The following is an 11,813-nucleotide window of genomic DNA, read 5'->3' on the forward strand; positions in this document are numbered from 1 at the left end:
CCTCGGGACAGCTCGAGATCGCCGCGCCCATGCCCGGCACGCTGATCGGCTACCTCGTCAAGGAAGGCGACGATGTCGTCGAGGGCCAGCCCGTTGTCGTGCTGGAGGCGATGAAGATGGAAAATCAGCTTCAAGCGCCCAAGGGCGGCAAGGTCGCCGAACTCGGCCCCAAACCGGGCTCCGCGGTGAAACGCGGCCAGCGCCTGCTGGTGATTGAATAGGCCGGAGGGCTGGAAGGCTGGAAGGCTGGAAGGCTGGAAGGCTGGAAGGCTGGAAGGCTGGAAGGCTGGAAGGCTGGAAGGCTGGAAGGCTGGAAGGCTGGAAGGCTGGAAGGCCATCGTAACCGCACAGGCGTTGGTCAACTGTCCATAATGTCCATGATGTCCATCCTGCCCAATGCCGCGCCTCTTGCGTCGGCATAACCCGAAAACCGCTTTGCGTGTCAAAATTCAGGTGGCCGAAGATACGTGCCGATACGTTGGTTGCGGCCAACGATTCCGCACCATGCGCGTCCGGCGAGTGTCGATCGTATCTACTTGAAATAATTACGGTTTTTTCATGACAGGAAATATACAAAATCGGTCGTTTTTCCGACCAAAACGCTTGCCGCTCCCTTTCGGCGGGGCTATGTTTATGCAGTCATGAAGCGCGTATTTGCCATATTCCTTCTCGCCGTCGCCGTCGCCGTTTCGCCGGCTCTCGCTTACGCGGACGAACCGGCGCCGCACACGACCGTCGCCTGGTCCACGGCGAACGGCGCTTTTGACGGGCTGCTGACGGCGGCGCCCCTGCGGTTTTCCGGCGCGATCATCGATCTGCGTTCGGCGCTCTACGCCATCACGATGACGCCCGATCCTACCGGTGCGTGGACGCTGCTGCATCTGCCCGCGACGCTCGTCGATGAGAGCCCGACCGCGCCGTACACGACCTTCAATGCCCCCCGCGGCGCTTCGGTGACGCACATCGGCGATCACCCGATCCGCGGCGGCGTCCGCATGAGCGCCGATCCGCAGAAATCGTTGCTTTCGACCTTCGAGGGCGACGATCTGGACCGCGTCGCGCAGTCGCAGGACGAGTTCGACGTGACGCCGATGATCGACAGTCCCTTCGAGTGGGACCCGTCGCTCACGAGCCTTTATCTGAACGTTTCGTTCTGATCCGCCCGCCGCGCGCGCAGTAAGCGGCAGCGGTCGCCAATAACCGTTCGCGCATTTCCGGCGATCCGCTTCCGGCCCCGCCGCCCTTGTTTTCATGCGTTGAAAAATACGAATATCCCTCGCAAATTCGCTGAAGGCGTGTGGCGAATGAACACCGATGGAGGACGTATCAATGACGATCAGAGCGCTTTTTTCGGTCTTACTTGTTTGCGTCTTATTCGTGGCCGCGACCGCGACGATTGGCTGCGGTTGCGGCGACGACGACGATGACGATGATGACGACGACGCCGGTGACGACGACGCCGCGGGCGACGACGACGACGCCGATGATGACGACGACGCCGATGATGATGATGACGATGATGACGATGATGACGACGACACCGGCGGCGATGACGACGACGATGACGACGATGATGATGACGATGATCTACCCGGCACGGAGACCTTTGCTGAGGATTTCGAGGACGACACCGTCGGCAACGACCCCGGCGCGCCGTGGACGGTCGTCGAGGACGGCGACGCGAACGCGGAAATCATCTCGCTCGTTTCCAAGGCCGAATCGGGCCATGCGGTCCAACTGAGCGCGGGCGACGATCTTTCCTTCACATTCATGGACACGGAAATCACGTATCCCCAAGCGCCCTCGACGATCTACGTGCGGCTTTTCGCCTCGATGAATTTCGACGGCGGCGCATTCCTGACGTTCCAGCACATCGACGAATCCAAATCGAGCGTCCCGGCGCTCGGCGTTTACGATTTCGGCCTGTCGCAGGGCGACGACTATCCGAGCGTCTTTGACGGCACGAATGTCACGTACTGCGAAACCGTCGTCGCGAATGCGTTCTTCCAGCTCGACGTCGTGCTTGACCTCATCAACTTCGTGTCCAGCACACTCATCAACGGCGTCCTGTGCGCGCAAAACGTCCCGTTCGTCAACGATCTGGTCCCTGACCTCTTCAATCTGTACGTCGGTGGCGAAGGCGGCGGCCTGATCGTCGACGCCCTCCGAATCCATTACGACGCGGCCCGCTGATCGCATCCGCCGCATGGCGAAAACGGCGGCCCGAAACGGCCGCCGTTTTCTTTTGAGGAGACGATTCGCGAGCCTCAGATCAACGTGGTCGAGCCGCACTTGGGACAGCGGCGGCGGAAGGCCGGGACCTCGCCGGTCCACCCGCACGAGGCGCACTCCGCGAACTCGACGTCGAAGTCGATCGGCGTCTCGGTGAAAAGCTCGCGCTTGGGCGGAATGATAACCATCGCCAGCGCGCGCAATAGCGAACGCAGGGCAAAAAGACCCAGCAGTAAAAGGAACGCGTAAAAAATCACTTCGAACAGGTGCAATCCGAAAGGCTCCACGCGCGCAAGAGCGATGTCCTCGAGTCCCGAATAGTCGAGCCGGTGCAAAAGCTTGTCCAGCATCACGAAACTCCGACGACGCGCACGACCGGACCCAGGTCGATGTTAAGCCGGGACGCGGCGTAAAACTCGCCATCGAGGAAATACCGGAACGGCGTTTCGGATTCGATGCGGACGTGCCGGGCCAGATCGTCCACCACATCCCCTTTCATCGGCAAAGACAGAAACGTACGCGGCGCGTTCATCGCGGCGGCAAGCGGCGAGAACGACGCGACGATCGCGTGGAACGCCCCCTCGCGTTCCTCGGCGCGATAAAGCGGCCGGGCGCCGATACCGACGTGCTTCACGGTGCCTATGAGGATCGTCGTGAACTCCCTTTTTTCGATCGTCTTTCGGTCCATCGTCACTTTCGCGTGAATCGACGCAAACAGGTCATCGTAACCGGACGACCGCGTCACGGCCGTCGCGATCGCATGCCATGCCGTTTGAACCGCCTGAGCGCCCCCACGATAGCGGCCGCGATAGTAGTGGTCCAGCATGTTCGCGCCGATGCCGCATCCGAACAAAAACGCATAGCGTCCGGACACGTTCATGATGTTGCGGTTGCGAAACGCGAGTTTGCCCCCGTCAAGCAAACGCGCGGCGACGCGCGCGAGCGCGTTCTCGGCCGTCGCGGCCATGCCGAGCGATCGAATGATCGTGTTCATCGTGCCGCCGGCCAGCGGAAGGACCGTCATCGGCAGCTCGCCGCTTGCCGCGCGGATGATGGCCGTCAGCGCGTGATGCAGCGTGCCGTCTCCGCCGCAGATCGCGACGACCTCGGGTTTCGCCGCCACGATCCTTTCGCCGATCTTCGGCACCTCGTCCGCCGACGAGGTCACGGCCATTTCACCGATGCCGTCGATGGCGGCGGCAAGCGAATCCACGCGCGTGGGGCGCCTTGCGTTGCGGCCCGCGAGAGGATTGTAAACAAGGAAAATTTTAGTGCGGGACATGGGTCAGACGCTGCCCGGTCCCCAGTCCTCGGAGTGGGCCAGCGCGGCGAGCTCCTCGATCTTCTCCTTGCCGATCCGGATGAAGATGCCTTCGCCGTCGGAGTAAACCGTGCCGTCCGGCCCGGTCAGCGCGCCTTTCGTGTAGACGCGTCGGCCTTCGACGCCCGTGACGTGCGCCTCGACGCGAACGACGGAACCCAGGGGAAGCATGTTGCGGAAATTCACCGAGATTTTCGCGGCGACCGAGATCTGCCCGGCCAGCCACGCGGACGCGCCCATCGCTTCGTCGAGCGCCGCGGCCTGGCTGCCGCCGTGCGCGTGATTGGGCGGTCCCTCGGATTCGGGGCCGAACCAGATCTTGCCGAAAAGGCGTAGGTTGTCGGGCGATTTGTAATAATGGATGCGCAAGCGATCGCTACGCCCGTCGCCGGTCAGAAAACGGCTGCCGCCGCTTTTGCGCGGGCGCGTGTTCAGTTCGACCCAACCCGGTTCCGGGCCGAGATCGGGTTCGCTGTCGTCGTTCTTGAAGTCGATCATGATATCCACGGGGAGTTGCGGACGTTTTGAACGCCGCGTCAAACGCGCGAGGAGTTTGGTCATTTCGAACGCGTGAAGCAAGAGGCCGCGGTTTGACCTGCGTGCGCGTCCCGCGCCACCCCGTTCCCCGCGACATGGGACTGGCGAGATCGCCCCAGGGCGCGTTACAATTCGGGCAGAAAGAGGTGCACCATGAGCACGGCCGAGGAAATTCTGGAGCAGATCAAGCAACTGCCGCCCGACGAGCGTCGCAAAATCGAAGAGGCGCTGACGCGCGGACTCGCGGAAGAGGGCAAAAAAGAAGTGCCACCTTCTCGCCCCGGCCGATATAAGTCACTTTTGGATCTCGCGGGCAAATTTCATTCGGACCATACGGACATTTCGACGAACAAATACGAGCACGTCGCTGCTGCTGCCCTTGACGGCCATGGCGACACTGACAACACGTGAAGCGCGTATTCGTTGATTCTGGCGGGTTTGTGGCTCTATTTTTAACGAACGACGCCGAGCATGCCAGGGCGCGCGAGCTTTTCGCGATGGCGGATTCGAGCAGTTGGCGGCTCTTAACGACGAACGCGGTTGTTTTCGAAACATATGCCGTCTTGCTGCGCCGATCGCGCGAAGCGCGTCGAACCGCGATCGCATTTCTGGAAGTCGCCGAAAGGCGAGTCTTCGAAATCGAACGCATCCTCCCCGAAGACGAAGCCCGCGCCGTCTCCATCCTTCGCTGACACGCCGACAAAGCATACTCCTTCTGCGACGCGCTGAGTTTCGCGGTGATGGAGCGGCTCGGCATCGGCGACGCGATCGCGTTTGACCGGCACTTCGCCGCTTACGGCAAGTTCAATATCCTTTAACGCTCGATCTGCAATTCGCTGACGGCGCGGCCGGCGTGCTTTTGCATCGGCGTCTTGATGACCAGGCGGCAGCCCGCGTCGCCGCAATCGTTCAGTCCCCATCTTGCGCGAAGCGGCGGCCGGCCGGGGATGCCGGCGGTCCTGAAAAGCACGGTGCCGTCATTTTTTGCAAGGAACACGGTGCTGCGCGGCTCGGCGTCGCCGTCAATCAGAAAGCTCACGCTCGACGCCTGGGCGGGCAGCGGCGCGGAATGCAACTCGTCGCCCGCCCGCTCAAAGCCTTCGGGCGTCGGTGCGGACAGATCGACCGTCGCGATCGTCTCGAACGGCAACATCGCGTAACGGGGATAGATGATCGTGCCCGTCATCGGGCGCGGCGCCAGCACCAGCTCGCCCTCCGTGCGATAGCGCCCCATGATCTCGCTTGAAAAAACGTCGAACGGCGGTCGCACATCGACCAGTACGCGAGAAAAATGCCTCTCATCGATCGCCCGGCGCAACGCGGCCGGCGGCGCCTGCCCCGCCTTTTGCGTCTCCGCGATGAACATCCCCTTGGGATGCAGCGGTTTGCCCGCGAGCCACGCGTAATACGGGTGATCGAGCACCAGCGTCTCGCCTTTTTCCGCCGCAAGCGACGCGATGAACTTGTTTCCCTCGTCGATCGTCTTCGCGTCGGGGATCTGGGCGAACGGATTGAATACGCATAACGCGAACTGCACCGGAAGCAACAGGCGCGCGATGTCGTGATCCGCGCGCGCGACGAGGATCGCGAGCGCGAGGAAGATCGGAATGAAATCGTTGAGGTAGTTGCCGGCCTTGGCCCAGGGCAGCATCGCGCACGGGATCGACGCCGCGAGAAAGAGTACCCAGATCGGCGCGCCGCGCGATGATTCGCGACTTTCGCCGTTCGACGGTTTTTGTCGCGCGCGAAAAAACGCGATAAGCGCCACCGCAAGCACAAGCGGCCCGCACGCACGCAGGACGGGCCACGGATTCAGGAGGCGCGCTGGATAGAGCTGATGCGACGCGCCGACCTTCATGACGTAAAACGAAAATTGCCCATCGCTGGCGACCTCGTATGCGGCCGCGATCGCAAGCCCGACAGCCGCAAGGACGCCGGCAAAAACGAGACCGCGCTTGCGGTCGTTCCAGATAAGCGCGACGACGGCCGCGCCCGCGTAGAAGACCGCAACCTGCTTCGTGTACACCGCGGCGGCGAGCATCGCGCCCGCGCCGGCAAGATGCGCGATGCGCGGCTCGCGTCGATCGATCAACACGAATGCCGCGAGAGACAGCAGGAGAAACACCGCGTCCAGCCGCGCGAGGTCGTACCAGTAACCGGTCAAGGGATAAAACGCGAGAAACGCCAGCGCCGCGGCCGCCGCGTGCGTTTTGCGCGCGCCGGCCCGCCGTCCGACAAGATAGACGAGCGCGACGAGCCCGAGCGCGGCGGCAAACGAAACCGCGCGGCATACGGCGATCGACTTGCCGAAGATCGCGATGAACGCCGCGCAAATGTAGTAGTACCCCGGCGGGTACAGCAGCGGAACGAATGTCGGGTCTTCGTCCGGGTGCGGGTAGATCTCCTTGCCGTCGAGCACGCGCAGCGCCGTGAGAAAGATATCGCCTTCCTCGAACTCGAGCTCGAATTTGTGGCCGATTCGCGAGGCTGCGACGGCGAGAACCAGAAACGCGAGGAGAAGCGCGAACGCGAGGTTGATTGCGGAAAGCCGGCGCGACCATCGCCCGGGAATCAGGCCGGCGCCACTTGCCGCCGGCGGTGTCGCGCCGTCATCCGTCGCGGTTTCGGCCGACGGATGCGCGCGCGTCATCGATTCACCAGAAACAGCGACAAATCCGGCCAATACGTGATGATGAGGACCGTCAGCAGCAGGATAACGAGAAAAGGAATCGTCGCGCGATAGAGCTGGAGGATCGGCCGGTCAAAGCGGTAGCTCGCGATAAACAGATTCATGCCCACGGGCGGCGTGCAATAGCCGATCTGCATGTTCGCGAGGAAGATGATGCCCAGGTGAATGCGGTCGATGCCGAACTCGTCGGCCATCGGCAAGAGCAGCGGCAGCACGATGACGATCGCGGAGAAGATGTCGAGCATGCAGCCGAGCACCAGCAGGAAGAGGTTGAGCAACATGAGGAACGTCAGCGGGCTCGTCACGTGCGATTTCGTGAACTCGACGAGTCTCATCGGAACCTGCGCGTCGATGAGGTAGTTCGTCGACGCGTAAGACACCGCGAGAATAATGAGGATGCCGCCGACAAGCACCATGGAATCGCGCATCACGATCGGCAGGCGCGAAAACGGCATTTCGCGATAGACGAACACCTCGACGAGGAGAACGTACATCGCCGTCACGGCCGCGGCCTCGCTGACCGCGAAAATGCCGCCGTAAATTCCGCCGAGCACCACGAACGGCAGCGGGATCTCCCACGCGGCGGCACGCAGCGCGGTGCCGAGCCGTTTTGCGTCAAACCGCACGAGCGGAATTTTCGATTGCACGCCGTGATATACGCTGTACGAACCGAGCAGCACGATCATGAGGATGCCCGGCAACAGGCCCGCCTCGAACATGCGGTCGACGTCCACCTCGGCGATGATGCCGTAGAGAATCAGCGGGATCGCCGGCGCGAACAAAAGCCCAAGGCTCCCCGACGTGGTGATGAGGCCAAGGTTGAAATTTTCGCGGTAGCCCTCCTGCTGCATCGCGGGAAACAGCAGGCCGCCGAGCGCCACGATCGTCACGCCCGACGCGCCGGTGAACGCCGTGAAAAGCGCGCACGCAATGAGCGCGACGATCGGCAGGCCGCCGGGCATCCAGCCGAGCAACGCGCGCGAAACCTCGAGCAGGCGGCCCGGCGCCTTCGTTTCGCCGAGAAGGTAGCCCGCGAAGGTGAACAGCGGAATCGCAATCAGCACCGGCGTGCCCGTGATGCGGTGGATCTCGATCGCGACGACGGACAGGTCGATATCCGCGGACGCGAATCCCGAAAGCGCGCTCGCGGCGATCACCGCAAAAAGCGGCGCGCCCGCGACGGCGACGATGGCGAGCAGGATGGGCATCAGGCGCCCGCCTCGCCGGGGCGGTCGGGTTCGGCGACATCCGGCGGCGCGCCGCGCACGGCCTCCACGACGTGGATCACCGCGAAGCGCGCGTACCGGATCGCGATGACGCCGAACGCGAAGGGGATGACGATTTCCGTGATCCAGACCGGGATGTCCGCGAAGGTCGTGTTGCCGACCTCCATCTCGTCACGCACGAAACGCACGCCCGCGTACGCGACGAGCGCCGACACGACGCAGGTGAAAATATCGGTCCCGATACGCACAACGGCGGCACGGCGCGGCGCGAAAAACTTGGAGACGAGATCGATCGCGATGTGCCGATCCTGGCGTGTGGCGACGACCGCGCCAAGCAGGCCGACCCACAGCACGAGCGTCCGCAGCAGCGGATCGATCCAGGAGAGCCCCGTGTCGAAACCGTTACGCAGCACGATCTGCAAGACGGCCAGCACGATCATCGCCGTCAAAAGCAGAGCGAGAAAATAGTCTTCCGCCCGGTGAACGATCGAAAGCGGGCGCGGCGCGGGACGCTCCGGGCTCATCACTTCGCGCGGTATTCCGCCACGAGCTTGTCGATTTTCGCCTCGAGATCCTTTGAGAACATTCCCTGCTCGGCGAGCTTGCGCGTGGCGGCGTCGCCCACCTCCTCGATGCGCTTCACGAACTCAGGATTCGGCGCGACAACCTCGATCCCCTGCTTTTTCAGCGTCGCCATCGCCTCGGCGTTCGATTGACGCACGCCCTTGTTGATCTCGTCCATGTGCTTCTTGAGGATGCCGCGAACCGTCTCGCGATCCTGCGCCGGAATCTTCTCCCAGCCGCGCTTGGAAAAGACGAGCGTGCCGTACGTGTAAAGCAGGGGGTAGTCGGTCAGATACTTCGCCTTGGTGAACCATTGAAGCGTCACGGTGCCGATCGGCGAGTTGGCGAACGTGTCGACAAGCCCCGTCCGCAGACCGGTGAGCACATCGGGCAGCGGCAGCGGCACGCCGGACAGGCCAAGCTCCGCGTACACCGTCTTGGCGACGGGATCGCCCTCCGGCTGCCACACCTTGCGTCCCTTGAGGTCGTCCACGGAATTGATCTTCTGCTGCGACATCATATAGACGAAGCCGATTTCCATCATCGCGACCGGCACGAACCCCTTATCCTCGATGCCCTTCATGATGATCGGCTCGATCGTGGGCCGGACGTAATCCACCTCGTCGTACGAGCGGAACTGGAACGGCAGGCTCATGATGCCGAAGTCGCGGTTGACCTCCGAAATGCCGCCCGCGGTGAACGTCGCGCCGTGGAGTTGGCCGACCTTCATCTTGCGCAGCACGACGGTGTCCGAGCCCTGCACGCCGCCGGGGTAGAGCGTCAGGTCGACCCGCCCGCCCGTGGCCGACTTGATCTCGTCGTTCGCCGCGTGGAACGCCTTGGCAAGCGCGGTGCCCTCGGGCGAAAGCGTCGCCACCTTCATCGAAATGCTCGCGGCCAGAAGCGGCGTCGCAACAAGAATCGTCAATCCCAAAAAAACAACGGCCAGGCGTTTCATTCGCTTTCCCCCTGCAATAAAGAAACATCCTCTTCCGGTTCGGCTTCCTCGTCGATCGCCACGGGCATGTCGTCCTCGAGGCGCGCCAGCATCCGCGTCGCCTGCGCGCGCGCCAGCGTGTTGATGAGCGTCAACCGCGGTTCGACGTCCGCCGGCGTCGCGAGCGCGCTGTTCAACAGGCGCACATAAAGCTCGCGATCGCCAAGCGGCAACGCGACCTGCCGCGCGTAATACACGTACGCCGGAACGAATTTGCCGCGCCCGGCCGCAAGCGCCTTCTCAAATTCCGCGCGGCCGGCCTCGAAATCGCCGCCGAGCGCCGGCGGAACGATGGTATGCAGAACACCCATATAAAGATGCGGGCTTCCGTACTCGTAATCGCCGTCGATCGCCACCATCCGCTCGGCGAGCAGGCGGATCTTCGCGAGGTCCGCGATCGCGTCCCAGTCGCCGGAGTGCGTCTGGATATAACCGGCCCACGCGCCAATGACGACCGACAGCGCGCCGATGTCGTCCCGATCCTCGAACTCCCCCGCACACGGCTCGAATGCCGAAAACGGTCCGTCGTGATGCGCGGCGAAGCAGTCGTAATCCTCCGACGCGCCGCGCACGGCGTAGTCGAACGCACGTTCGGCCAGCACGCGGGCGCGTTCGGGGTTTTCGTCAATGACGAACGCGGAATTGTAGGCGGTGTAAAGACGCGCGGCGGCGTAGAGCGCGTCCTCGTTTTCGGGATCGCCCTTGATGACGCCGTCGAGCATGAGCAGGTAGGCGGGCAGACCGCCGGCGACCATCGCGGGGTCGTCGTGCTCGAGCACCGCCCCCTGGAGATTGTCAGCCCATCGCGTGACGAGCGAACCGCAGCCCGAAAGCGCGAACGCAAGCGTGGCGACCATGAGGAATCGGATCCATCGCATAAGGGCGGATCGTCCTTGAAGTCCGTGGAATCGCGCCGAAAACCCGTTTCGGGTGCGCGATAAAATCAGAAAGGGAGGGCGAAGTCAAAGCGCCCGTGGCGGACGGCACGACTTCGTGCGATCAGGCGCCCGCCAAAAAAAAAACAGCCCGGAAGAGCCGGGCCGTGAATGCCTGAAGGAGGTATCGGAAACGCGCTTCGCTCCAAGGTGAAGGACGCGGCCGTTGTTCTAGCGGAGCGATGCGGCCGCGCCGTACGGATACGGCCACGCCGCGGCGGGCGGCTCGGCAAGTTCGACAATCTCCCAGGAGGAGCGCTCGTTCATGAGCTTGCGCGCCAGGCGGTTGTTAAGGCCGTGGCCGGATTTTTTTGCCTCGAGCTTGCCGAGGATCGGCATGCCCGCAAGGAAAAGATCGCCGACGGCGTCGAGAATCTTGTGGCGCACGAACTCGTCCGCGTAACGCAGGCCGCCGTCGTTCAGGACGTGGCCGGGGCCGAGCACGATCGCGTTGTCGAGACTCCCGCCGGCCGCGAAGCCGTTGGCCTTGAGCGTCTGGATCTCGGACAGGAAGCCGAACGTGCGCGCGGAGGCGATCTCGCGGACGTACGTCTCCGGGGTCAATTCGAGTTCCATCCGCTGCTTTTTTATTACCGGGTGATCGAACTCGATCTCAAAATCGATCGCGAAGCCGTCGTGAGGCTTGAGTACCGCGGATTTGCCTTCCTCGTACAGCGCGACCGGGCGCGTGATCCTGAGGTAGCGGCGCGGCGCGGGTTGCTCGACGAGGCCCGCGGACTGGATGAGCTGCACAATCGCGCGGCTCGAGCCGTCCAGAATCGGGATTTCCTCGCCCGACACCTCGGCGATCACGTTGTCGATCCCCAGGCCGACGAGCGCGGACATGAGGTGCTCGACGGTGGAGACTATGAAATCGCGCCCGGAGATCGTCGTGGCGAAGCTCGTGCCGGTCACGGACTCCGGCCCGGCGACGACGGACGGCCGGCCGGCGAGATCGGTGCGCACGAAGCGGACGCCGTGATTGGCGGGCGCGGGCTTGAGCGCCAGTTTGATCAGACGGCCCGTATGAAGGCCGACATTCTCGACGCTGACCGTTTTTCCGATGGTGTGCTGATAACTCATTTTTCCGACAGACCCCACGCTTATAAAATGGACACCCGAAACCGGCCGCGCCAAAACGCGCGGCAACGGCCCCGGAAAAGAGCAAGCGTCGTGCCGAAAACGGCCCCAGTCCGCTGCGGATAAGTCACAGGATTTATTCACGTGTTTTCAAATACTTAAGTGCTTATCCCTAATTATTCGCTTAAATAATCCCCAAGGCGATTTCGACACAGTGTTGCGTCGCCGCAAC

At 62.9% G+C, this 11,813-nt stretch carries 14 protein-coding genes; 5 read left to right on the top strand and 9 right to left on the bottom strand.

Translation table 11 applies throughout. The features are described from left to right. Positions 1-29: 29 nt before the first annotated feature. The 3 genes from K8I61_19695 to K8I61_19705 all read left to right on the top strand — a co-directional run bounded on the left by K8I61_19695 (position 30) and on the right by K8I61_19705 (position 2,193). The gene (locus K8I61_19695) at positions 30-221 is read left to right on the top strand and encodes an acetyl-CoA carboxylase biotin carboxyl carrier protein subunit (GenBank protein MBZ0274269.1); all 192 of its coding nucleotides are present in this window, start codon (positions 30-32) and stop codon (positions 219-221) included. A gap of 420 nt (positions 222-641) precedes the next feature. Continuing rightward, positions 642-1,157, top strand: coding sequence for a hypothetical protein (locus K8I61_19700; protein MBZ0274270.1), 516 nt, complete (start codon positions 642-644; stop codon positions 1,155-1,157). A 172-nt stretch (positions 1,158-1,329) separates the two neighbouring features. Continuing rightward, a complete protein-coding gene (locus K8I61_19705; GenBank protein ID MBZ0274271.1) occupies positions 1,330-2,193 on the top strand; it encodes a hypothetical protein in 864 nt (287 codons plus the stop codon). A gap of 74 nt (positions 2,194-2,267) precedes the next feature. Here the strand turns inward: K8I61_19705 and K8I61_19710 are convergent, their stop codons facing one another. From K8I61_19710 to K8I61_19720, 3 genes are read right to left on the bottom strand one after another with little or no spacing between them, the layout of a single operon-like run. Next, complete coding sequence (locus tag K8I61_19710; protein MBZ0274272.1) at positions 2,268-2,582, bottom strand: hydrogenase maturation nickel metallochaperone HypA; 315 nt, start codon at positions 2,580-2,582, stop codon at positions 2,268-2,270. Next, a complete protein-coding gene (locus K8I61_19715) occupies positions 2,582-3,514 on the bottom strand; it encodes a hypothetical protein (protein ID MBZ0274273.1) in 933 nt (310 codons plus the stop codon). Before K8I61_19715 ends, K8I61_19710 begins: the two co-directional genes overlap by 1 nt. A gap of 3 nt (positions 3,515-3,517) precedes the next feature. Next, complete coding sequence (locus K8I61_19720) at positions 3,518-4,060, bottom strand: PaaI family thioesterase (GenBank protein ID MBZ0274274.1); 543 nt, start codon at positions 4,058-4,060, stop codon at positions 3,518-3,520. A gap of 183 nt (positions 4,061-4,243) precedes the next feature. Between K8I61_19720 and K8I61_19725 the strand changes: the two genes are divergently transcribed. Next, positions 4,244-4,501: a hypothetical protein gene (locus tag K8I61_19725; protein MBZ0274275.1), complete on the top strand. Its 258-nt coding sequence runs from the start codon at positions 4,244-4,246 to the stop codon at positions 4,499-4,501. A 29-nt stretch (positions 4,502-4,530) separates the two neighbouring features. Then, positions 4,531-4,782 carry a hypothetical protein gene (locus tag K8I61_19730; GenBank protein ID MBZ0274276.1) on the top strand — a complete coding sequence of 84 codons (252 nt, stop codon included), beginning with the start codon at positions 4,531-4,533 and terminating at the stop codon, positions 4,780-4,782. 122 nt (positions 4,783-4,904) lie between these two features. Here the strand turns inward: K8I61_19730 and K8I61_19735 are convergent, their stop codons facing one another. From K8I61_19735 to lpxC, 6 genes are all read right to left on the bottom strand, one after another. Continuing rightward, the gene (locus tag K8I61_19735) at positions 4,905-6,740 is read right to left on the bottom strand and encodes a glycosyltransferase family 39 protein (protein MBZ0274277.1); all 1,836 of its coding nucleotides are present in this window, start codon (positions 6,738-6,740) and stop codon (positions 4,905-4,907) included. Further along, positions 6,737-7,987: a TRAP transporter large permease subunit gene (locus K8I61_19740; GenBank protein MBZ0274278.1), complete on the bottom strand. Its 1,251-nt coding sequence runs from the start codon at positions 7,985-7,987 to the stop codon at positions 6,737-6,739. The genes K8I61_19735 and K8I61_19740 overlap by 4 nt, the downstream gene beginning before the upstream one ends. Then, a complete protein-coding gene (locus K8I61_19745) occupies positions 7,987-8,529 on the bottom strand; it encodes a TRAP transporter small permease (GenBank protein ID MBZ0274279.1) in 543 nt (180 codons plus the stop codon). The genes K8I61_19740 and K8I61_19745 overlap by 1 nt, the downstream gene beginning before the upstream one ends. Continuing rightward, the gene (gene dctP, locus K8I61_19750; GenBank protein ID MBZ0274280.1) at positions 8,529-9,527 is read right to left on the bottom strand and encodes a TRAP transporter substrate-binding protein DctP; all 999 of its coding nucleotides are present in this window, start codon (positions 9,525-9,527) and stop codon (positions 8,529-8,531) included. Before dctP ends, K8I61_19745 begins: the two co-directional genes overlap by 1 nt. Then, positions 9,524-10,444: a TRAP transporter TatT component family protein gene (locus tag K8I61_19755; GenBank protein MBZ0274281.1), complete on the bottom strand. Its 921-nt coding sequence runs from the start codon at positions 10,442-10,444 to the stop codon at positions 9,524-9,526. Before K8I61_19755 ends, dctP begins: the two co-directional genes overlap by 4 nt. A 228-nt stretch (positions 10,445-10,672) precedes the next feature. Then, the gene (gene lpxC / locus K8I61_19760; protein ID MBZ0274282.1) at positions 10,673-11,584 is read right to left on the bottom strand and encodes a UDP-3-O-acyl-N-acetylglucosamine deacetylase; all 912 of its coding nucleotides are present in this window, start codon (positions 11,582-11,584) and stop codon (positions 10,673-10,675) included. Between the last annotated feature and the right edge of the window lie 229 nt (positions 11,585-11,813).

The organism is bacterium, assembly GCA_019912885.1.
Taxonomy (GTDB): domain Bacteria; phylum Lernaellota; class Lernaellaia; order JACKCT01; family JACKCT01; genus JAIOHV01.